Raw genomic sequence first — 21,523 nt, 5'->3', positions numbered from 1 at the left:
CCAGGCCACCACGCAGGTCACCGCCGTCCCGGATCTGCCCGTGCGCCGCAGCGCGCCGTAGGGTTAGGGCCATGAACGATCGCATGGTGTGGATCGACTGCGAGATGACCGGGCTCTCGCTGTCGGAGGACGCACTCATCGAGGTGGCCGCGCTGGTCACCGACTCGGAACTGAACGTGCTCGGCGAAGGGGTGGACATCGTGATCCGCCCGCCGGAGCGGGCGCTGGAGACGATGCCGGACGTGGTGCGCCAGATGCACACGGCCTCCGGTCTCCTCGACGAACTGGCCGAGGGCACGACCCTGGCCGACGCCGAGGCACAGGTCCTCGCCTACGTACGTGAGCACGTCAAGGAGCCGGGCAAGGCCCCGCTGTGCGGAAACTCGGTCGGCACGGACCGGGGTTTCCTGACGCGCGACATGCCTGCCCTCGAGGACTACCTCCACTACCGCATCGTGGACGTCTCCTCGGTGAAGGAGCTGGCCCGCCGCTGGTACCCCCGGGCGTACTTCAACAGCCCGGAGAAGAACGGCAACCACCGCGCCCTCGCCGACATCCGCGAATCCATCGCGGAGCTCCGCTACTACCGCGAGGCGATCTTCGTCCCGCAGCCCGGCCCCGACTCGGACACCGCGCGCGCCATCGCGGCGAAGCACGTGCTGCCCGCCGAATGACGCATGTCCGGGGCCCCGAGGGACCCCGGAGAAAGTCTGGCGCGAGCACCCCTTCGGACCCTGTACACTTTTTCTCGGCCGGTCAGGGAAACCAAGACCGGTCGTGGTGGGTGTAGCTCAGCTGGTAGAGCACCTGGTTGTGGTCCAGGATGTCGCGGGTTCAAGTCCCGTCACTCACCCTTGCATAAAGGCCCCTGACCTGCGGAAACGCGGGTCAGGGGCTTTTTTGGTCACCCGGTTCGGCCAAACAGCGGTGCCAGGCCGCGGGAGGCAGCCTGGTTCACACGTCGAGATCCGCCCGCCCGCACGGCGTCTCGAGCAGTCGTCCCTCCGGGATCTTGGTGCTGCCCAGTGCGGCAGCATGGTCGGCGGGCATGACCGGGGCTGTTTCGAAGGCTGATGTGGATGTCGAGGTGTCCGTTGTCCCTCCGCCCCGTTCCGGTGAGCAAGTCCCGTCCATGACTGCGCGGATCGCGCGGGCGAGCGCACCGTCGATGTACTCGAAGAGCGTGAGGTGGGCCTCGGCCCAGGTGGTGAACCGCGGCCACTGAGGCCTTCGGTTTCGATCAGTACCAGAGGTCCATGACCCGGGCGTTGTTGCACGAGTCGCCGGCGGAACCCATGGATGCCTCTTTCCCGCCCGCATCATGCGGGCTGTGAGCTTCTTCGACGTGCTCTGCCCGTACTCAGCCGTGGCCGGCATCGCGGATCAGCCGCTCGGGCTCGACCTCACAGGACGCGAGCGCGTACTACGGCGGCGCCGATGCTGCGGTCCCGCCGTCGGTGGGTGCGTCCTGCTGGGGTGGAGCCCCGGTGCGAACGCCGCTCGCGCGGTGCTGTCCTGACGTGGTCGGCGATCACGGTTTGCGCGGCCAGGAGCGCTGGGGCCGTCGGCAGCCATCCCGAGGGAGGGGCCATGACATCCATGCCGGTGGCCGGTATCCGCGCAGGTGCCCCTGCGCAGCCCGCGGATCTTGTCCTGCGCAACGCGAAGATCTTCACCGGCGACCCGAAGCAGCCGGCCGCGACCGCGCTCGCCGTGCGCAACGGTTCGGTGACCGTCGTCGGCGGGGATCGGGAGGTCGCTCCACTGGCCGGTCCGCAGACCCGGGTGATCGACGCCTTCGATCCGTGCTTCAGCTGAACACCTCTGTCCCCGAACCGAAAGGTGACCAGATTCCCATGCCTTCCGAACTCCAGCCTCCGACCGGCCGCCGCAGATTCCTCAAGGGCGCTGCCGGTGCGCTCACCATCCCGGCCGCCGCCACCCTCGTCGGCGCGCCGGCCGAACCCGCCCACGCCGACGGCACCGGCCTGCCCGACTTCGCACCGATCCCGGCCGCCTCGGTCGGGCCCAAGCCGAACTCGGACGGCTACTACGTGGGCCAGATCGCCGGAAACCTCCACTGGGTCACGGACTCCTACTACCAGGCCATGTTCCTGACGACCCCGCGGGGCGTCGTCCTCGTCGACGCCCCGCCGACCATCGGGCACAACCTGCTCCGCGCGATCGACGACGTCACCCGGGCCAACGGCCGACCCAGCAAGGTCACACACCTGGTCTACTCGCACTCGCACGCCGACCACATCGGTGCCGCCGGTCTGTTCGGAAACGACGTCGTCCGGATCTCGCACGCCGCGACGGCCGGCCTGCTGGCCCGCGCGGCGGACCCCAACCGTCCACTGCCGACGGTCACGTTCCACGACAAGTACCAGCTCAAGGTCGGCGGAGAAACCCTGCGCCTGGCGTACCACGGCCCCAACCACTCCCCCGACAACATCTTCGTCTACGCGCCCGAATACGCCACCCTGATGCTGGTCGACGTCCTGTACCCGGGCTGGGTGCCGTTCAAGGGCCTCGCCGTCTCCCAGGACATCCCCGACTGGATCAGGGCCCAGAGCATCGCGATGGATTACCCGTGGCAGACGTTCGTCGGCGGCCATCTCGGGCGGCTCGGAGTCCGCGCGGACGGCGCCCTGCAGATCCAGTACGTGGACGATCTGGAGGCCAGCACCCGGTCCGCCATCGCCTCCGTCGACCCGAGCCCGTTCTTCGCCAAGTACGGCGCGCAGGGGAACTCGTGGGCGATCTTCAAGACCTTCCTCGACGCGGTCGCGGACGCCGCGGCCGCTCCCGTGGCCGCGAAGTACACCGGAGTCCTCGCCGCCGCCGACGTCTTCACGCGGGACAACGCGTGGACGCTGCTGGAGTCCCTGCGGATCGACGCGGGTGTCCTCGGGCCGTTCGGCGTCCACCCCTGAGCCGCTGGGGTGCCACCCCGGTGCGAGAGCACCGCGGTTCCCGGTTTCGTGTCCACATGCCGGGTCAGCACACTCAGACAAGAGAGGTCCAGCCATGACCGTCCCGCTTCCCGTGGTTTTCGTCCACGGACTCTGGCTGCACAGCACCTCCTGGCAGCCGTGGACCGATCTGTTCCGTGAAGAGGGCTACGACCCGTCCGCGCCCGGGTGGCCGGGTGACCCCGGCACCGTCGAGGAGGCGCGCCAGAACCCTGAGAGCGTCGCCGGGTACGGCATCGACGACGTCGTCGAGCACTACGCGGCCCTGATCGCGGCACTGCCCGTGCGGCCCATCGTGATCGGTCACTCGTTCGGTGGGATGATCGCGCAGAAGCTGCTCGGCCAGGACCGCGCCGCCGCGGCGGTCGCGATCGACGCCGCACAGATCAAGGGCGTACTGCCCCTGCCGCTGTCCGCGCTGAAGGCGACGTTCCCGGTCTTCAAGAACCCGACCAACAAGCGCCGGTCGGTCTCCCTGAGCGCAGAGCAGTTCCGGTTCGCGTTCGGCAACGCCATTGCGGAGGAGGAATCGGCAGCCCTGTACGAGCGCTGGACCATCCCCGCGCCGGGCAAGCCGTTGTACGAGGCCGCCTCTGCCAACTTCAACCCCCACTCGCCGGCGAAGGTCGACACGGACAACAGCGGACGCGGCCCTCTGCTGCTCATCTCCGGCGGCAAGGATCACACGGTGCCCGAGGTCGTCACCCGGGCCACCCTCAAGCAGTACCGGCACTCCGAGGCCGTCACCGACATCATCAACTTCCCCGACCGCGGGCACTCCCTGACGATCGACGGCGGCTGGCGCGAGGTCGCGGACACCGTTCTCACCTGGCTGCGGCAGCAGAGCCTGGAGGCCGGGCGATGAACTCCCGTCCCCAGACCGCCGGAACGTCCGGTGCCGACGTGGGCCTGGCCGGACGGACCGTCGTGGTCACCGGCGCCGGGCGCGGCATCGGGCTGGCCGTCGTCGAGGCCTTCCTCGCGGCCGGCTCCCGCGTCGTCGCGGGGTCGAGGGAACGCACCGAAGCCCTCGACGAGCACGTGAAGCAGGGTGCTGAGCTCACCGTCGTGGAGGTCGACCTCGCGGCGTCCGACGGTCCGGCCGCGCTGATCGCCGAGGCCGTCGCGGTCCATGGCGGTGTCGATGTCCTGGTGAACAACGTCGGGGCGGTGCGGCCACGGGTGGACGGCTTCCTCGGCGTGACGGACGAGGACTGGGACTGGACTTTCACGGTCAACTTCATGGCTGCCGTCCGCGCCACCCGGGCCGCTCTGCCGCACCTGCTCGCCACCGGCGCGGGACGGATCGTCACCGTCTCCTCGGTCAACGCCCGGCTGCCGGACCCGCTGGTCATCGACTACGGCGCGGCGAAGGCGGCGCTGACCAACTTCTGCAAGGCCCTGTCCAAGGAGGTCGGGCCACGCGGCGTGCGGGTGAACACCATCGGCCCCGGCCCGGTGGAGACGGCGCTGTGGCAGGGTGCCGGCGGTGTCGCCGCCACGGTCGGCCAGTCCCGGGGCGTCGATCCCCGGGAGGTGGCCCGCGGGGCGGCGGACCAGTCGGTGACCGGCCGCTTCACCCGGCCGTCCGAAGTGGCCGGTCTCGTGCTCTACCTCGCCGGTCCCCAGGCGGCGAACATCACCGGCGCCGACTTCGTCATCGACGGCGGCCTCGTCGAATCCCTCTGACCGACCGTCACGGCACGGCGGGCGCCGGCCTGCCGTGCCTCGCTCCCCCTCGCATCCTTTGGAGAGATCAGTGAGATTCCGCCTGCCCAGATCCCGCCGCCTGGTGACCGCGGTCTTCGCCCTGGCCGTCGGCCTCGGCTCGGTCACCGTCACGGCCGCGGCCTCCGCCAAGCCGGCATCACCGGCCGGCGAGCGAATACCCGCCGGTTTCAGCGAACACAAGACCCGGGTCGCCGGGATCGGCATCAACTACGTGATCGGCGGCCACGGCCCGACCCTGGTCCTGATCCACGGCTACCCCCAGACCTGGTACGAGTGGCACGGCATCATGCCCGAGCTCGCCAAGCACTACACCGTCATCGCGCCGGACCTGCCCGGCGCGGGCCACAGCGACACCCCGGCGTCCGGCTACGACAAGAAGACCATGGCCGCCAAGCTGCACGCGCTCCTGGTGTCGCTCGGCAAGGACCGCGACGTGAACGTCGTCGGCCACGACATCGGCACGATGGTCGCCTACTCCTACGCCGCGCAGTACCCGCACAGCGTCAGGAAACTGGTGCTCAGCGAAGCCCCGATCCCGGACCAGGGCATCTACCAGCACCCGGCGCTGACGGCCCAGGGCCCCGGGGCGTGGCACTTCGGATTCTTCGCCTTGCAGACCGGCCTCCCGGAGAGCCTGATCCGGGGCCGCGAGCTGACCTGGACGACCGGCTTCATGCGGGGCATCGCGGTGCACAAGGACGCCCTGACCCCGGACGAGCTGCAGGTCTTCGCCTCCTACCTGCGCGACTACGCACACCTGGAAGCGAGCTTCGCGTGGTTCAGGACGTTCCCGCAGGACATCGCTGACAACGCGCGGTTCCAGAAGAGGCCCTTGACCATGCCGGTGCTCGCGATCGGCGCCTCCGGCAGCCTCGGTTCGTCGGTCGCGAAGCAGGTACGCCACTACGCCACCCACGTCACCCCGGCCGTCGTCCCCGACTCCGGCCACTGGATCTACGAGGAGCACCCGAAAGAGATGACCGACATGCTGCTGCACTTCCTGGGCAGCCGACGATGACGTCAGGAGCGGGGATGACCCGGTTCTTCCCGACCTTCGGCCCGACGGCCGAGCGCGAACCCTTCTGGTTCCTCGGCGGCCAGGCCAGGATTCTGCTTCCCGGCGCCGCGACCGACAACCGGCTCAGTCTGATGGAGTTCACCGACCCGGCCGGCCACGCGCCCCCGCACCACGTCCACGAGGACGAGGAGGAGGTCTGGTTCGTCCTCGACGGCGAGGTGACGTTCTTCGTCGGCGACCAGCGCCACGACCTGGTGCCCGGACAGGTCGCGTACGGGCCGCGCGGGGTTCCGCACAGCTATCTGGTGCGCTCGCCCGAGGGGGCGCGGATAGCGGCGCTGTTCAGCCCGGCCTGCATCGAGGAGTACTTCAGGGCCAACGGCACCCCGGTGGCCGAGGCCGGGGACCTGCCGCCGGAGTTCGATCTCGCGGCGGTCCTGGCCTCCGCCGAGGCCTTCCATCTGCGCGTCACCGGACCGCCGCCGTCCTTGTGAGTCAGACCGCCTGAAAGGGCGGGAAAGACAGAGGAGAACAGCCATGACAGGCATCGAACTCGTCCGATTCCGCGAGGGCGGGCAACGCCGCAGAAAGCTGATGCTTTCGGCGATGGTGGTCGGGACACTGCTCGCGGTCCCGGCTCTGTCCGCCGCCACGCCCGCCGGCCCGGCGTCCGCCGCGAACGCCACGACGGCGTCGGCCACACCGAGCACACCGAGCACACCGAGGCCGACCGTGGTCCTGGTCCACGGTGCGTTCGCGGACTCGTCGAGCTGGGACGCGGTGATATCGCGGCTCGAGCGCCGGGGGTATTCCGTGATCGGCGTCGCGAACCCGCTCCGTGGCCTGGCCGGCGACGCGGCCTACGTGTCCAGTGTCCTGGACACCATTCCCGGGCCGGTCATCCTGGTCGGCCATTCCTACGGCGGCGCCGTCATCACCGACGCCGCGGTGGGCCACCCCAACGTCAAGGCCCTGGTGTACATCGCCGCGTTCGCTCCCGACCAGGGCGAGTCCGGCCTGGCGATCCTCGGAAAATACCCGGGCAGCCGGCTCTCGCCGGCGCTGACGGTCCGGCCGTTCCCGGGCGGTCAGGACGCCTACGTCAACCCCGCGGATTTCCGGCAGGTCTTCGCCGCCGACGTGCCGGCCGGCAAGGCCCGGCTGATGGCGGCCGGGCAACGGCCGGTGGCGCTGGCCGCGTTCGCGGAACCCAGCAGCACGCCGGCGTGGAAGACCATTCCCTCCTGGTTCCTGGTCGCAGGCGCCGACCGCGCCATCCCACCGGCTGCCGAACAGGCCATGGCGCTTCGTGCGGGTTCCCGCACCGAGGTGGTCCGAGGCGCCTCGCACGCGGTCCTCGTCTCGCATCCCGACGCCACCGCGCACGTCATCGAGGCCGCCGCCCGCGCCACCTCCTGACCCAGCGTCATCCGTGGTGGGTGTGGCTTCAGTTGAGTGATGCTCCTCGACCAGCGCGAACAGCGGTGGCTCGGCCCACGCCAGCCCGAGTCGATCAAAGACCCACCAGTGGAACGCCTGAGCCCCACTCGCCTTGAACCACACCCATCCGCCATGCCCCGGCGGGGCCGCACCACCTACGCGGCCCGGCGATCCGCGAAAGGAATGAGCATGCCAGCACCGTCCGACCCGGTCCGCACATGTCCCCGCAGCGGCCACGCCACCGACCGGCAACGACAGAGATGACCGACTCCCGCGACCACGGTCCATTGCCGGGCCTGCTTCTCGCCCTGACCGTCGGGACCGGCCTGGTCGACGCCGTCAGCTATCTGACGCTGGGCCACGTCTTCGTCGCGAACATGACGGGCAACGTCGTCTTCTTCGGATTCGCGGTCGTCGGAGCCGGCGGCGTCTCCTGGAGCGCGACGCTTCTTGCGGTCGGCTGCTTCGGGGCCGGCGCGTTCGTCGGCGGTCGCTACGGCAGCGCCCGCAAGACCCACCGCGGCCGGCTGCTGGCCGCCACGTGCGGGGCCCAGTGCGTGCTGGTCGCCGTGTCGGCCGGTCTGGCCGCTTTCGCCGATCCGGCGCGGCGCGGCACACAGCTGGCCATGGTCGCACTGCTGGCCGTCGCGATGGGCGCGCAGAACGCCGTGGTCCGCCGACTGGCAGTCCCCGACCTGACCACGACGGTTCTGACTCTGACGACCGCGGGACTGTTCGCGGACCGGACCTCGAACCAGGTGCGGCTGCGGCGCGTCGCGTCGATCCTGTCGATGATGACGGGGGCTCTGGTCGGCGGTCTGCTGCTACGCCACGGCCGGATCGCGGCTCCGTTGTGGGCCGCCGCGGCCGTTCACGCGGTGTGCGCGGTGGCGGCCGACCGGCTGCGACGGCGCGATGCGGCTGAGAGCTGGGGCTGATCGGGCTGCGACCGCCTACTCCACCATCACGTCCACGGCGCCCGTGCGCCGTCCGCCTCACCCGCCCCGGCGCCGTCACCACGCGCTGCTCCACCAATCTCACGAAGGGAAACCGACATGCCGTACATCACCGTCGGCCAGGAGAACTCCGCCGACGTCGAGCTGTACTACGAGGACCACGGGAGCGGGCAGCCCGTCGTGCTGATCCACGGCTACCCGCTGGACGGCCACTCCTGGGAGAAGCAACTCCCGGCCCTGCTCGACGCGGGCCACCGCGTCATCACGTACGACCGGCGCGGCTTCGGCCGGTCGTCGCAGCCGACCACGGGCTACGACTACGACAGCTTCGCCGCCGATCTCGACACACTGCTGACCGAACTGGACCTCACCGACGCGGTACTCGTCGGGTTCTCCATGGGCACGGGGGAAGTCGGCCGTTACCTGGGCACGTACGGCTCGCAGCGCGTCGCCAAGGCCGCCTTCCTTGCCTCCCTGGAACCCTTCCTGGTCAAGACCGACGACAACCCGGGCGGCGTCGACCAGTCCGTCTTCGACGGCATCCTGGAGGCGGTCACGAAGGACCGCTACGCCTACTTCACCGGCTTCTACGAGGCGTTCTACAACCTCGACGAGACGCTCGGCCGCCGGATCAGCGAAGAGACCGTGCGGGCCGGCTGGAACGTGGCGGCGGGCGCGTCGGCGTACGCGTCGGTGGCCTGTGTGCCCACCTGGATCACCGACTTCCGCGCCGACGTCGCCAAGATCGACGTACCGACGCTGATCCTGCACGGCACGGCCGACCGGATCCTGCCGATCGACGCAACCGGGCGGCCCTTCCACGCGCTGCTGCCCTCGGCCGAGTACGTCGAGATCGAGGGCGCCCCGCACGGTCTGCTGTGGACGCACGCCGAGGAGGTGAACGCCGCGCTGCTGGCCTTCCTGGGCAAGTAGTCTCCCGGCTCGGCCACGCACCGAGTGCCAGGTCGGTGACTCGGTGCAGGTCCTCGCGGCTCGTCCCGCCGGTGGCCTGCACCGGGACCGGACCACCGGCGCTCGGCCAGGTCGCGCGGGTCGGCTCACCATCGGGGCAGCCGGGGACGGCGTCGGCGGAGCCGTGCGGCCACGCCTCCTTATCGTCCGACCCCTTCTGCGCGGATCGGCTCAGCGCCGGTCGGCTCGCCCTCGAACCGGGGTGGCTCCCCAGTGCGAGCGGAAGGCCGGCCGGTGTGGAATACGACCGCTCGGCGCCATCGGTGCCGGCGGGAACCGGCTACGAGGAGGCGGCGATGACGAGATCCGGAGCGCTGAGGATGACGGATCACGCCGGCGTCCCGTTGACCCACGGCCGGCCACGGGTCAACGGGGTCGATCTGCATTACGCGATGGGCGGCGGTGGCGACCCGGTCGTCCTGATCCACGGTGTGCCGAAGACCATGTTCTTCTGGCGCCACGTCATCCCGCTGCTCACACCGCACTACACGGTCGTCGCGGTGGATCTGCGGGGATTCGGCGGCTCCGGACGTCCGGCGACCGGGTACGACACGCGGACCCTGGCCGCCGACATCGCCGCGCTCATGACAGCGCTGGGATACGACCGGTACCGCGTGGTGGGCGAGGACTGGGGTGCGGCCGTCGCCTACGCCGTGGCGGCCTTCCACCGCCCGAAGGTCGTCCAACTCGTCTTCCAGGAGACGAGACTGCCCGGCCTCCGGGTCCCCGACCTCGGGCCGCTCGCCGCCGACGATCCCCGCACCGGCTGGCATCGCTCGTTGTTCGGCCTGCCGCACTACCCCGAATTGCTGATCTCCGGCAGGGAGCGCGCCTTCTGGACGTACTTCATGCGGCGGATCATGTGGGACCCGAGTGCGTACACGGACGTCGACGAGGACGAGTACACCCGAGGGCTCGAAGAACCGGGCGGCAACCACGCGGTGTTCGAGCTGTACCGGGCCACCGAGATCGACGCCGGCCAGAACCGACCGCAGTTCGCCATCCCGCTGGAATGCCCGGTGCTGGCCGTCGGTGGCCGCGCCTACCTCGCTGCGGAACCCGGGGAACAGATGACTCAGGTCGCGGTGAACGTCACACCTGTAGTGATCGAGCAAGCCGGGCACAACATCCCGTTGGAGGCACCCGTCGAACTCGCGCGCCACTACCTCGATTTCTTCGCGACCGCGGAAGAATGACAGTTCAGCAAGTTCCGTCGTAGCGCTGCGCCGATGACGGTCACCGCGTCACCTCGATCCGGTCGTGGACGACGGTTGACCGACTCCCGCTGCGCGCACAGCCCCACCTCCCGGCCCACCACTCCGCCGGCGGCCGGTGCGACCCGGCCTTCCACACGAAACCGCAGCCGGCCGCACCTCTCGCGACCCGCCGGAAGCATCGGGCCGCGCGTTCTTCCGTTCCGGAGATCAAGGAATCCACCGGTCGGCGGGTCTTTGTTACGGAGGGAGCAGGCCGTCCGCGCGGCCCCGCGGGGACGCACTCGGCGATGTCATCGGACATGGAGGGTGTCCCGCCGTTTCCGGAGCGGACCGGCCTCGTCCCTCCGGACAGCCCTCCCCTGCACAGCCCCTGTACCAAAAGCGCCGGATCCGTGCCCGGCGCCCGAAGACCAATGGAATCAGCTGGCTATGCGTTTTCAGATCCTTGGACCCGTCCGGGCCTGGCAGGGCACCACCGAGTTGAAGCTGGGCCCGCCCAAACAGCGGGCGCTGTTGGCCCTGCTCCTTGCGCACGCGGGCCAACCCGTCCCCTTACACGGGATCGTGGACGCACTGTGGCACGAGGATCCACCGGCCACCGCCGTGAACGTGATCCACCGTCACGTCGCGGCGCTGCGCCGGCTGTTCGAACCCGGACTGCTCTCCGGCACCGCCTCGCGCCGTCTGGTCCGCGATTCCGGTGGCTACCGCGTCGACACAGCACCGCACGAACTGGACCTGCTGCGCTTCAGAGCGCTGCGCCAGGACGCGCGCCTTTCGGCGCAGCAGGGCGACCGGGCGAAGGCCGTGGAGTTGCTGGTCGAAGCACTGGATCTGTGGCGAGGCCCGGCGGGCTCCGGCATTGCGCCCGAGGTCCGGGCCCTCCCCGTCTTCACCGCCGTGGACGACGAGCACGTCGCCGCCGTCAAGGAGGCGGCCGGGTACGTGCCCACCGCGGGTGCCGTACTCACCGAGCACGTCCTGATCACCCTCCGCCAGGCCGCCTCCCACCACCCGCTCGACGAAAGGCTGCAGGCCCGGCTCATCGAGGTACTCGCCGCCGCGGGCCGTCAGGCCGAGGCTCTGGAGACCTACCAGGCCGTACGGGCGCGGATCGCCGACGAGATCGGCCTCGACCCCGGTCCCGAGCTGCGGGAGGCACAACTCACCGCGCTGAACCGGCCTCGGCAGCCCCATGCGCAGGCACCCGCGGAGCCCGGCCCTGACCCGGCGGCGACCACCGGCACTCCGAGTCCCGCGCAACTTCCCCGGGACCTGGGCGCCTTCACCGGCCGCAGCAGCGAGCTCGGCCTCTTGGACACGCTGGTGCCCGAGCCTGAAGGTCCCGCCCAGGCCGTCGTCATCAGCGGTATGGCCGGAGTCGGCAAGACCACCCTGGCCGTGCACTGGGCGAACCGGCTCGCCGACCGCTTCCCCGACGGACAGCTCTACGTCGACCTTCGGGGCTTCTCCCTGACAGGGCCTGCCATGAGCGGCCCCGAGGCAATGCGTGCGCTGCTCGACGCCTTCGGCGTACCCGTCAGCCGCATCCCGGCGGGGCTGCAGGCACAGACCACGCTGTATCGCAGCCTCCTGGCCGGTCGCCGGGTCGTGGTCGTCCTGGACAACGCCCGCGACTCCGAGCAGGTGCGTCCCCTGCTTCCCGCCCCGCCCGGCTGTCTCGCCATCGTCACCAGCCGCCACCAACTGCAGGGGCTCATGACTGTCGAGGGCGCGCATTCGGTCACCTTGAGTCCGCTCGACGAGGACGAGGCCCTCGCGCTCCTCTCCCGTCGGCTCGGCAGCGCGAGAGTCACCCGGGAGGCCGCTGCGGCAGCCGAGATCGTCGCCCTGTGCGGGCGGCTTCCGCTGGCACTGGCCATCGTCAGCGCGCGGGCCGCACTCAACCCCGGCTACGCGCTGGCCGCCATCGCCGACGAACTGCGGGCGAGCCACGGCAGCCTCGACGCCTTCATGGGCGAGCCTCCGCTCGCCGACGCACGCTGCGTCTTCTCCTGGTCCTACCAGGCACTGACACCACGAGCGGCCGAGCTGTTCCGGCTGCTCGCCCTGCACCCCGGCCCCCACTACTCCTTCGCCGACGCGGCGAGCCTGGCGGCCACCAGCACCAGGGAGATCCGGTCCTGCCTCACCGAGCTGGTCAGGGCTCATCTGCTCTTCGAGAACGAGCCCGGCCGGTTCACCTCCCACAGTCTGCTCCGGGCCTATGCCGCGGAGCTGGTCGGCGAGTTCGAGACCGCGCACGACGTGGAGGCGGCCACCACTCGCGTTCTCGACCACTACCTGCACAGCGCCCACGCCGCGGAATCCGTCCTCGCGCCCCACCGCGAACGGATCACCCTGCGCCGTCCGGCCGCACACACCCTGCCCGAGCGGTTTTCCGACCAGCGCGGCGCGGCCGACTGGTTCGAGTGTGAACGGCCCGTGCTGCTGGCCGCCGTCGCGCAGGGCGGCCGGCACGGTGACGGCGCCTTCAGCTGGCAGCTGGCCTCCGTGCTCGAGCTGTACCTGGACCGCAACGGGCGCTGGCAGCAGCAGCAGACGGTACAGACCACAGCCATCACGGCGGCGCGGCGGGGAGGCGACCTGCTGGGGCAGGCGCACGGGCACCGCGCCCTGGGCTTCGCCCTGAGTCGGCTCGGGCAGTGGGAAGGCGCCAACGAACACCTCGAGCGCGCCCTGCGGTTGTTCAAGGAGCTTGGCGACAGGCGCGGCCAGGCGTGCGTCCATCGCTACGGAGCCTTCATCGCCAACCAGCACAGCCGCCATACCGAGGCGTTGGAGCACTACCGCCTCGCCGGTGAGTTGTACCGCGCGGCCGGACATCCCAACGGCGAGGCAAGCGTGCACAACGAAGTGGGGTGGACGTACCTGCTGCTCGGCGAGTACGACAAGGCCGTCGACGAGTGCAGCCGCTCCCTCGCGATCCACCGGGAGACCGGCGACCGCAACGGCGAGGCCGCGGCGTGGGACAGCCTGGGGGTCGCCTACCGGCATCTGGGCCACCACGACCAGGCTCTCGACAGTTTCCGCCGCGCTCTCGACATGTACCGGCAGCTCCGCGACTCCTATCTGGTGGCGGACACCCTGATCCACATCGCGGACACGCACCTCGCCGCGGACCGGACGGACAAAGCGGCAGAGGCTCTGCGGCAGGCGCTGGACATCCTTGAGGACATCGGTCACCCCGACGCCGAGGGCGTCCGCACGAAACTTCTCCAGAGCGACTGAACCCCGGAGCAGCTCAGGACCGTGTTGTGCGCAGGAGCGTGTTGTGCGCAGGAGCACGGTGACGGATCGGGGGTTCGGAGGCAGAGAGCCCGTTCGGTGACCGGGCGGCTGCAAAGGCGCCGGACGACGGGTCCACCCTCGCCACGCCGACCGCCGCTGTGGCATGCCCTCCGTCAGAATCTCGTCAGCTTTTGGGCTTCGGCAACTGCCTACGATCCCCGAACGCGCTGCTTCCGACAGGAACTTCGCCGAAGCAGGCACGAAATGCGTCGTGCCCGTCGGCTGCCGGCTGCACACCCGGCTCGGCCGGCGTACCGCCTTGCCCCGTCGTTCGGCGATCCCGCACCCGCCCTGCCCCCATGCAGCCGGAACCGCCCGTGCGAGCAGCGTCGACGGGCAGAACCCGGCCTGAATGGGATCGACATGATTTGCGCAGCTGTACCGAGTGAGCCGCCGGCCGCACCTTGCGAACACCTCCCGCAGACACTGGCGGCCGACCACGCCAAGCCGCTTCTCGCCTACGTCGAACGCATGCTGGGCGATCGCCACACGGCAGAGGACATCGTGCAGGAGACCCTGATACGCGCCTGGCACCACTCCGACCGGCTCTGTGCCAACGACGGCTCCGTACGCGGCTGGCTGCTCACCGTGGCCCGCAACCTCGCCATCGACCGCATACGCAGCGCCTGCTTCCGCCACGAGTCCCCGGGCACGGACCACCCGGGCATGCTCCAGAGCGACCACGCCGACACAGTGGCAACCTCGGTCGACACCATGGCCCTGCTGCGGCACCTGTCACAGGAGCACCAAGAGGTCCTCGTGCACACCTACCTGCACGACAGGACCGTGCAGGAGACCGCCCGGATCCTGGGCATCCCCGCCGGCACCGTCAAATCCCGGCAGCACTACGCGCTGCGCCAGCTCCGCAACCGGATCCGCACACACCTGACAGCCGAGACGGCCGCCGCCTGAATCCGCTGCCGCACCCCCGAGCACCTTGTCCTACAGCCTTGGCGATCCCGGCCGAACGGGTTGTGGAGGCAGCGGGACAGCTACGAGCTCCCCGGCCATCTCGTGGTCGCATCCGCGGCCCTGGGGCTGACCGGCTTCGGCGCCTGGTCCTCGGACGGTCATCCGGGGCATCGAACGGGGACGCTGTCGCTGGGCCCGAGTGCGATCGCGACCGTAGCGGCCGGTGGGCTCGGCGTCCGCGTCCGGCTCGGCCGCCGCGAAGGGCAGCGGGCGGCCGGGGGGATCGGCGGGCGATCGAGGATCAGTGCTCGGCCCCCGGGCCCGGTTCGCCGATCGCGCGCGGGATCTGCTTCCGGGAGGTGATGCCGAGCTTGCGGAACACCTTGTTCAGATGGAACTCGACGGTCGAGGCGGTGACGAACAACCGCGTCGCGATCTCCCCGTTGGTCAGCCCCGAGGCGGCCATGGCGGCCACCTGCCGTTCCCGCGGTGTGAGATCGAACCTGGTCTCCTCCGTCCGCCTGCGGGCTGTCTCGCCGGTGGCCAGCAGCTCGATCCGGGCCCGCTCGGCGTACGGCACCGCGCCGAAGGCGTCGAAGCTCTCGTACGCGGCGCGCAACTGCCTCCTGGCGTCGGAACGCCGCTTGCGGCGGCGCAGCCACTCGCCGAACAACAGCCGGGACCGGGCCTGCTCCAGACCCAGCGGAGCCTGCCCCAGCAGGTCGACCGACTCCTCGTAGAACTTCTCGGCATCGTCGCCGTCGGCCGTCAGCGCCCGGCCGAGGGCCAGGGAGCCCAGCGCCCAGGGAGTACCGGCGAGCGGGGCGCGTTCCTCCAGCCGGGCCAGGGCTCCGGCCACGCCGGCTCGGTCGCCGGTGCGCACAGCGGCCTCGATGAGCAGCGGCAGAACGAGGTTGCCGCAGGCCGGGGGGTCCTCCTCGAAAACCGCCCGCGCGTGCTTCATCGCCTGCCGGTAGCGGCCCTGCCCCAGCTCGAACAGGGTCAGCGCGTGCTGCGCCAGCAGCTCGTGCAGGCCGAGGCCGATGCCCCTCATCTCCGCGGTCCGCCGCGCAGCCGCCCGCAGCTCGGCCTCCCGGCCGGTCAGGGCGAACAGGTGGAGCCGGTTGATGTCTCCGCCGCCGGGGAACCCCGTGGCGGCCACGATGTCGTCGAACTCGGCGTAGCGGACCTCCGCCTCCGTGAACCGCCCGTCCCAGAGTTCGTAACGCGCCTCGACGAGCAGCGTGATGCTCAGCGCGTACAGCGCGCCGGTGTCGCGCTCCGCCGCCGCCAGACGGTCGGTGAGTTCACGCCCGGCCTGGACGTCCCACAGATCGTCGCAGGCCATGGACAGCATCACCGCGAACGGACTGTTCGCGTCCCCGATCGCGTCGCCGCCCCGCAGCCCGTCCAGGGCGGTCCGCAGCACGGGCGCGCCGCGCTCATAGCCCTCGGCCACGCGACGGGCCAGACCCTCCATCAGCAGGTCGCGGCCGCGCACGGCGGAGTCCGGGAGGTGCCGCGCGACGACGGCGGCCGCCGCGACCTCGGTCAGCGAGGTGCCCCGCGTACAGTCGTGGGCGACCAGCGCGGCGTGCAGTGCCTCGCAGAGCAGCTCCCAGGTCAGTCGCGGGTCCTGCGCGTCGAGCCGGGTCACGGCGTCCATCAGCATCGCCGGGACGTCGGCGACGACGATCTGGAACATCAGCACGGTCGCCCGCATCCGCAGCTCGCGCGAGCGCATCACCGGGCCACGAATGTCGGCGCCGGCCAGGTCCAGCGCGGTCCCTGCCGCCGGCGCGTCACCGGACATCAGATGGGCCTGCGCCGCGTCGAGCAGCCGCTCGGCCCGTTTGTCCGGGTCGCCGGTGAAATCGGCGGCGCGCGACAGGAACAGGGCCTGCTGGGAGTAGCCGCCGCGGGAGCGGGCTCGCTCGGAGGCGGCCTCCAGGTCGTCGGCGACGCCGTCGTCCACGCCCTCGGCGGCCTCGGCCCGGTGCCAGGCACGACGGTCGGCATCGCGTACGGGGTCACAGACGGCGGCCAGTGCCGCGTGCACCCGGCGGCGCTCGCCGGGTTGGGCTCCGGCGTAGACCGTCGAGCGGATCAGGGGATGCCGGAAGGCCGCCGGCGTGTCCCGGTCGAGGATGCCCGCGGCGACCGCCGGCTGGACGGCGCGGGCGGACAGGCCCAGCCGCCCGGCGGCCCGCCACATCATTCCGGTGTCGTCCGAGGGGGCCGCCGCGAGCAGCAGCAACAGGGTTTTGGTCTCGGGCGGCAGGGCTCGGACCAGGCGCTGGAAGTGGCCCTCAAGGAGCCGGCTCACCGGCAGCGGATCGGGCAACGGGGCGACTCCGGACAGTTGCTCGGCGGCCAGGGCGTCGGTCAGCTCCAGCAGCGCGAGCGGATTGCCACCGGTGCCGGTGACGATCCGGCCGGCCACGTCCGCGTCCACCCGCCGGGGGACGGAGGAAAGCAGAATCTTGGCCTCCGGCTCCGGCAGACCGGTCACGGAGTGCACGTTCAGCGCGTCGAACAGGCCGTTGTCCCCAAGCCCGTCGCGGACGGCGATGATCAGGCCCAGGGAGTCGGCATGCAGTCGGCGGGCGGTGAACGCGAGCGCCTCGGCCGACTCCCGGTCCAGCCAGTGCGCATCGTCAAGCAGGAACAGCAGCGGCTGATCGGCGGCGGCCGCGGACAGCAGTGTCAGCGTCGCAAGGCCGACCAGATAGCGGTCGGCGGGCGGCCCCGGCACCAGGCCCAGGGCCGCGTCCAGCGCGGCCCGCTGCGGCCCGGGCAGCCGGCCCGTCCGGTTCAGGAACGGCCGCAACAGCCGGTGCAACGCACCGAAGCCGAGACCGGTCTCGGACTCGACCGCGGTCAGGCGGACCACGCGCAGTTCCGCGGCCCGGGCCGCGGCGTACTCCAGCAGCCGGGTCTTGCCGATCCCGGGTTCGCCGGTCAGGACCAGTGCTCCGCTGAGGCCGTCGCGCACCGCGTCCAGCAGTCGCCCGATGGCCTCGCGTTCGGTATGCCGTCCGACGATCGGCGGCCTGGACGCATGCTGGATGCCGTTCCACACCATGGGACCGCTCCCCCACTTGTTGATGTCCTGACATGGGGGACGCTAGGAGCGCCGCACAGGCGGAAGCGAGCGTCATGTGACGGTGGTCAGCGCACTGCGTTGACCACCGTCCGCAGCTCGGCGCGCGAGACCACGCCCAGCTTGGGGAAGATCCGGTGGAGATGCGAGCTGACGGTACGGTGCGACAGGTAGAGCCGCTGGCCTATCTCGCGGTTGGTCAGCCCGTCGGCGGCGAGCTGGACGATCTGCAGCTCGTGGGCGGTCAGCTGGTCCCGGGCGTCCGGGGCCCGGCGGCGGCTGGTCTCGCCCGCGGCGCGCAGTTCCCGGCGAGCCCTCTCCCCCCACGGGATCGCGCCGAGCGCGTCGTACATGTCGCGAGCGGCACGGAGGTGGTCGCGGGACTCGACACTGCGCCGCCGACGCCGCAGCCATTCGCCATGGGCCAGGTGGGTACGGGCCCTGATCAGCGGCCAGGCACTGAGGTCGGCGCTCAACGCGACCGCGAACAACGGGTCGGCGTCCTCGTCGGCGGCCAGCAGCGCCCGGACCAGACGCAGTTCGGCGTGCAGCACCGGTGCGGTGGTCACCGTGGCGACCTCCTCCAGCTCCGTCACGATCGGAAGCACGGCCTCCAGCCGCCCGCAGTGCGCCGCCGCGTCGACGAGGTCACCCACGGCCGTCAGCCGCAGGGCGACCTGGAACGCGGGATCCGCCGGATCGTGAAGCCGGCGGAAATGGCCGAAGGCCTCCTCGAACCGCCCCGCGCCCAGCGCGGCCAGTCCGCGTGCCATCGACGCGGTGGCCAGCACCGGACGTGCCCCGGTCGGCAGCCCGATCTCCTCCGCCTCGTCGGCCAGCTCCAGGGCGGAATCCACCTCACCGCGCAACGCGGCCAGCTTGGCCGCGGTGGCGGTCATCAACGCGTACATCATCGTCTGGCTGGTTTCGCGTGCCAGCCTTCGTGACTCCTCGGTCGCGGCGATCGCCGCGCCGAGGTCGCCGACCACGAGAGCGCTCCACGCGTCCGCGCCGACCGTCCGGGCCAACAGCCCCAGGCGTCCCTGGGCACGCAGCGGCGCACCGCCGGCAGCCGAGAACGCCCGCGCCAGGTCGAAGCCGCCGACGAGGAGCGCGGCGGTGCTGAGCATGCGGTAGGCGCGGCCGTCGTCGCCCTCCTTCAGGGCGACGTGCCGGGCACGGTCCAGGACGAAGGCGCCGCGGTCGACCGGCGCGGCGTAGGCGCAGATGGCCAGGCGCCACGGATCGAGTTCGTCGAGCTCCATTCGCTCCACGGCCTGCAGAACCGTGCGGCGGCCCGCCGGGCCCGGGTCGGACCAGAAGCACAACTGCGCGGCGCTCCACAGGATCCGCAGCGCCAGCGCACGGTCCTCCGCGGCCATCTCCTCGGCGAGGGCCGTCAGGGAGTTGGCGCCGGACGAGTGGCTGTGCAGTCCCTCGTCGAAGCGGCCGCGCAGCCAGACGACCGTGGCGTGCTGCCGCCGCGACAGCGGCCCGGTGAGCGCCTGGTCCAGCAGCCGGGTCACGGTCTCGGGCCGGCCGAGCTCGACGGCGAAGTCGGCGGCACGCAACAGTCGTTCCGCTCGGCGGTCGGCGTCCTCGCTGAGCGCGGCGGCCTGTTCGAGGGCCGTGACGGCCGCCGCGATGCCGCCGCGGCGTGCGGCCCGGTGAGCGGCGTCCTCCAACGCGGCGGCGACCGTCTCCTCCGGGTCGTCGGCCGCGGCGGCCCGGTGGCGCAGCTGCCGGTCCGGGTGTTCGTCGAGCACGGCGGCGAGTGCGGCGTGTGCGGCGTGGCGGACGCCGGTGGGCATGGTCTGGTGGATCGCCGACCGCATCAGCGGATGCCCGAACCGTAGTTCGGTACCGACGATTTGGACGAGCCGGGCGCGCACGGCCGGGTCGAGCTCCGCGGTTCCGGCCGTCGCGCCGGTGAACTGCCGGGTCGCGCGGTAGATCTCGGGGAGCGAGGAGCTGTCGTCGAGGGCAGCGATCCGCAGCAGACTGCGGGTGATGTCGGGCAGGGTCTCCAGGCGGTCGGTGAAGGCCCGTTCGAGCCGTTCGGTGAGCGGCAGTTGGGACAGGTGCGGATCGGCCGACGCGCCGAGGGTGCGGGAGAGTTCCGTCAGGGCCAAGGGGTTCCCGGCAGCCTCGGCCAGCAGTCGGCGATGCGCGGTCGGCCGCAGATCCGGGGCGCGGTCCGCCAGGAGTTCCGTAGCCTGGCCGTCCGTGAGCGGGCCCAGGGTCACGGAGGTGAGTTCGTCGGAGTTCAGCCGCGACCGGTAGCCGTCGCGTGCGGCTCCCACCACGACCACCGGCTCCGTGCCGACCCTGCGCGCCACGAAGGCCAGGACACTGGCGGTGGCGTCGTCGAGCCACTGGGCGTCGTCGACCAGGACCAGCACCGGCGCGACCGCGGCCGCGTCGGCCAGGAGGTTGAGAACCGCCAGACCGACCAGGAAGACGTCGGGGACACCGGCCTCGGCGTGCCCGAGCGCGGTGTCCAGGGCCTGCCGGTGCGGCGCGGCGAGCTCAACGGCTCCCGCGGTCAAAGGGCGCAGGACGAGCTGCAGACCGGCATAGGGGATGTCACTCTCGGCCTCGACACCGCTGGTGCGCAGGACCCGGTAGCCGAGCCCTTCGGCGAGGGCGGCGGTCTCGGCGAGCAACGCCGTCTTCCCGATGCCGGGCGCCCCGCGGACCAGCACCGCGCTCCCGTGGCTCCGCGGCTCGGCCAGCAGCCGGCGCAACAGACCCAGCTGATCGTCCCGACCGATGAGCTCCACGTTCCCCCCATCAGCCGGGTCTTCGGACTCGGTCTGTCTGGAAGGTCAGGGTACTGCGCCGCGGCCGACGGTCTGAACGGTAAACCAGGCCGCGATGGATTCTCGCTTCGCCTCGGCCCCAGGTCCAGGCGGTGTCCACATGGCTCTTCCGCTCGGCCGCCGGGGAGCAGCCGCCCAGCAGCCCGGCGGCGGCTCACAACGGCACGGGTTCACACAGCGGCGCCGGTGAGGCGGCAAACGCCGGCCCCTCTCCCCGCGGGAGCGCATGGCGCACCGGGATGTTCCGCCCAACGGTGAGCGGTGTCAGCGCACCGCCTTCTGCCCCGTGGGACCGACCGCGAACCACTTACCGTCGACGCCCTGCCCGTTCAGATCGCCCGCCCCGGCGTCGCCGGAGAAGCGGTAGACGGGCCAACCGCCGACCGTGACCTGGACCTGGCCGTCCTGCCGGCGGATGGCACCGACCTCCTTCGGGTTCACGCCGGCCAGGTAGACGTTGCCGCCCTCCTTGATCGTCACCGGCGGCCACTTCGAGGCACAGGCGTCCTTGCAGTTCGACTGGGAGGGCTCCGCGGTGTCGCCGTCGAAACGGTAGAGCGCCGCCTGGTTGATGTTGATCAGGTGGGCCACCGGCAGCTGCGGCGAGGTCACCGCCGACAGCTGCACCCACTTGGGCGGGGTCTCCTGCACCGCCGCTCCGACCACCGTGCCGCCGGTGCCGTTCAGGCCCGCGTCCTGCGCCGTGGAGTCCACCACCTGCAGCGCCGAGTTGCCGGCTCCCTGGCCGGGCGCGGCCGTCGTGGGGGATGCCGAGGACGTGGCCGGGGTGGACGGATCCTTGCTGTCACCGATCTGGATCGTCTTGCCGCAGGCGGTCAGGCTCGCCACACCGCACACCGCGAGGACGGTGGCGACGGTGGCACGGCGTTTGGCGGCGCCGGGGGACAGCAGGCCGCTGAAGAACGAGGTCATGCGAAATACACGAGACAGAGGTCGCCGAGGGTTCAATGCCGTGCCCAAATCGCCTCGCACGCCGCCTGGTTGAACGATCCGGCCGTGTGGCCTCGTGTTCCTCGCGGAGACAACTGGCCATCGCGCAGAAAC

17 protein-coding genes and 1 tRNA gene are annotated in these 21,523 nt (G+C 71.2%); 15 read left to right on the top strand and 3 right to left on the bottom strand.

Going from position 1 to position 21,523, the window contains the following annotated elements; all coding sequences use genetic code 11:
• The first annotated feature begins 71 nt into the window (after window positions 1–71).
• The 15 genes from orn (at window position 72) to ACZ69M_RS00230 (ending at window position 14,533) form a co-directional block, all read left to right on the top strand.
• On the top strand, window positions 72–674 hold the full coding sequence (gene orn, locus ACZ69M_RS00300) for an oligoribonuclease (protein ID WP_470045734.1): 603 nt from the start codon (window positions 72–74) through the stop codon (window positions 672–674).
• 106 nt (window positions 675–780) lie between these two features.
• Window positions 781–853 (top strand) — tRNA-His (locus ACZ69M_RS00295).
• A gap of 477 nt (window positions 854–1,330) precedes the next feature.
• Window positions 1,331–1,519, top strand: coding sequence for a hypothetical protein (locus tag ACZ69M_RS00290; RefSeq protein ID WP_470045733.1), 189 nt, complete (start codon window positions 1,331–1,333; stop codon window positions 1,517–1,519).
• Between the two features lie 71 nt (window positions 1,520–1,590).
• The gene (locus ACZ69M_RS00285) at window positions 1,591–1,818 is read left to right on the top strand and encodes a hypothetical protein (RefSeq protein ID WP_470045732.1); all 228 of its coding nucleotides are present in this window, start codon (window positions 1,591–1,593) and stop codon (window positions 1,816–1,818) included.
• 38 nt (window positions 1,819–1,856) lie between these two features.
• Window positions 1,857–2,936 (top strand): MBL fold metallo-hydrolase, encoded by a 1,080-nt coding sequence (locus ACZ69M_RS00280; protein ID WP_470045731.1) that lies wholly within the window; start codon window positions 1,857–1,859, stop codon window positions 2,934–2,936.
• Window positions 2,937–3,030: 94 nt separating this feature from the next.
• A complete protein-coding gene (locus tag ACZ69M_RS00275) occupies window positions 3,031–3,840 on the top strand; it encodes an alpha/beta hydrolase (RefSeq protein WP_470045730.1) in 810 nt (269 codons plus the stop codon).
• Window positions 3,837–4,664 carry an SDR family NAD(P)-dependent oxidoreductase gene (locus tag ACZ69M_RS00270; RefSeq protein WP_470045729.1) on the top strand — a complete coding sequence of 276 codons (828 nt, stop codon included), beginning with the start codon at window positions 3,837–3,839 and terminating at the stop codon, window positions 4,662–4,664. Before ACZ69M_RS00275 ends, ACZ69M_RS00270 begins: the two co-directional genes overlap by 4 nt.
• 70 nt (window positions 4,665–4,734) lie before the next feature.
• Complete coding sequence (locus ACZ69M_RS00265; RefSeq protein WP_470045728.1) at window positions 4,735–5,724, top strand: alpha/beta fold hydrolase; 990 nt, start codon at window positions 4,735–4,737, stop codon at window positions 5,722–5,724.
• 14 nt (window positions 5,725–5,738) lie between these two features.
• A complete protein-coding gene (locus tag ACZ69M_RS00260; RefSeq protein WP_470045727.1) occupies window positions 5,739–6,218 on the top strand; it encodes a cupin domain-containing protein in 480 nt (159 codons plus the stop codon).
• 112 nt (window positions 6,219–6,330) lie between these two features.
• Window positions 6,331–7,143: an alpha/beta fold hydrolase gene (locus tag ACZ69M_RS00255; protein WP_470046313.1), complete on the top strand. Its 813-nt coding sequence runs from the start codon at window positions 6,331–6,333 to the stop codon at window positions 7,141–7,143.
• A 281-nt stretch (window positions 7,144–7,424) separates the two neighbouring features.
• Window positions 7,425–8,102, top strand: coding sequence for a YoaK family protein (locus ACZ69M_RS00250; RefSeq protein ID WP_470045726.1), 678 nt, complete (start codon window positions 7,425–7,427; stop codon window positions 8,100–8,102).
• Between the two features lie 117 nt (window positions 8,103–8,219).
• A complete protein-coding gene (locus tag ACZ69M_RS00245; RefSeq protein WP_470045725.1) occupies window positions 8,220–9,053 on the top strand; it encodes an alpha/beta fold hydrolase in 834 nt (277 codons plus the stop codon).
• Between the two features lie 335 nt (window positions 9,054–9,388).
• On the top strand, window positions 9,389–10,288 hold the full coding sequence (locus ACZ69M_RS00240) for an alpha/beta fold hydrolase (protein ID WP_470045724.1): 900 nt from the start codon (window positions 9,389–9,391) through the stop codon (window positions 10,286–10,288).
• Window positions 10,289–10,738: 450 nt separating this feature from the next.
• Window positions 10,739–13,561, top strand: a complete 2,823-nt coding sequence (locus ACZ69M_RS00235) for an AfsR/SARP family transcriptional regulator (RefSeq protein ID WP_470045723.1) — start codon at window positions 10,739–10,741, stop codon at window positions 13,559–13,561.
• 423 nt (window positions 13,562–13,984) lie between these two features.
• A complete protein-coding gene (locus tag ACZ69M_RS00230) occupies window positions 13,985–14,533 on the top strand; it encodes a sigma-70 family RNA polymerase sigma factor (protein WP_470045722.1) in 549 nt (182 codons plus the stop codon).
• Window positions 14,534–14,834: 301 nt separating this feature from the next.
• On the opposite strand, the gene ACZ69M_RS00225 is transcribed toward ACZ69M_RS00230, so the two are convergent.
• The 3 genes from ACZ69M_RS00225 to ACZ69M_RS00215 form a co-directional block, all read right to left on the bottom strand.
• Window positions 14,835–17,618, bottom strand: a complete 2,784-nt coding sequence (locus tag ACZ69M_RS00225) for a helix-turn-helix transcriptional regulator (RefSeq protein ID WP_470045721.1) — start codon at window positions 17,616–17,618, stop codon at window positions 14,835–14,837.
• A gap of 86 nt (window positions 17,619–17,704) precedes the next feature.
• Complete coding sequence (locus ACZ69M_RS00220; protein WP_470045720.1) at window positions 17,705–20,419, bottom strand: ATP-binding protein; 2,715 nt, start codon at window positions 20,417–20,419, stop codon at window positions 17,705–17,707.
• A 303-nt stretch (window positions 20,420–20,722) separates the two neighbouring features.
• On the bottom strand, window positions 20,723–21,391 hold the full coding sequence (locus ACZ69M_RS00215; protein ID WP_470045719.1) for a hypothetical protein: 669 nt from the start codon (window positions 21,389–21,391) through the stop codon (window positions 20,723–20,725).
• Between the last annotated feature and the right edge of the window lie 132 nt (window positions 21,392–21,523).

The sequence above is a fragment of the Streptomyces sp. NPDC107454 genome (genome assembly GCF_055582885.1).
The sequence above is the reverse complement of the archived record's forward strand: the minus strand, read 5'-3'. Positions and strand labels throughout refer to the sequence as shown.

What these genes read in the sequence shown, in the direction of transcription:
- orn (WP_470045734.1), top strand. Translation starts at nt 72, where the DNA reads ATGAACGATCGCATGGTGTGGATCGACTGCGAGATGACCGGGCTCTCG.
- ACZ69M_RS00285 (WP_470045732.1), top strand. Translation starts at nt 1,591, where the DNA reads ATGACATCCATGCCGGTGGCCGGTATCCGCGCAGGTGCCCCTGCGCAG.
- ACZ69M_RS00280 (WP_470045731.1), top strand. Translation starts at nt 1,857, where the DNA reads ATGCCTTCCGAACTCCAGCCTCCGACCGGCCGCCGCAGATTCCTCAAG.
- ACZ69M_RS00275 (WP_470045730.1), top strand. Translation starts at nt 3,031, where the DNA reads ATGACCGTCCCGCTTCCCGTGGTTTTCGTCCACGGACTCTGGCTGCAC.
- ACZ69M_RS00270 (WP_470045729.1), top strand. Translation starts at nt 3,837, where the DNA reads ATGAACTCCCGTCCCCAGACCGCCGGAACGTCCGGTGCCGACGTGGGC.
- ACZ69M_RS00260 (WP_470045727.1), top strand. Translation starts at nt 5,739, where the DNA reads ATGACCCGGTTCTTCCCGACCTTCGGCCCGACGGCCGAGCGCGAACCC.
- ACZ69M_RS00255 (WP_470046313.1), top strand. Translation starts at nt 6,331, where the DNA reads ATGGTGGTCGGGACACTGCTCGCGGTCCCGGCTCTGTCCGCCGCCACG.
- ACZ69M_RS00250 (WP_470045726.1), top strand. Translation starts at nt 7,425, where the DNA reads ATGACCGACTCCCGCGACCACGGTCCATTGCCGGGCCTGCTTCTCGCC.
- ACZ69M_RS00245 (WP_470045725.1), top strand. Translation starts at nt 8,220, where the DNA reads ATGCCGTACATCACCGTCGGCCAGGAGAACTCCGCCGACGTCGAGCTG.
- ACZ69M_RS00240 (WP_470045724.1), top strand. Translation starts at nt 9,389, where the DNA reads ATGACGAGATCCGGAGCGCTGAGGATGACGGATCACGCCGGCGTCCCG.
- ACZ69M_RS00235 (WP_470045723.1), top strand. Translation starts at nt 10,739, where the DNA reads ATGCGTTTTCAGATCCTTGGACCCGTCCGGGCCTGGCAGGGCACCACC.
- ACZ69M_RS00230 (WP_470045722.1), top strand. Translation starts at nt 13,985, where the DNA reads ATGATTTGCGCAGCTGTACCGAGTGAGCCGCCGGCCGCACCTTGCGAA.
- ACZ69M_RS00225 (WP_470045721.1), bottom strand. Translation starts at nt 17,618, where the DNA reads ATGGTGTGGAACGGCATCCAGCATGCGTCCAGGCCGCCGATCGTCGGA.
- ACZ69M_RS00215 (WP_470045719.1), bottom strand. Translation starts at nt 21,391, where the DNA reads ATGACCTCGTTCTTCAGCGGCCTGCTGTCCCCCGGCGCCGCCAAACGC.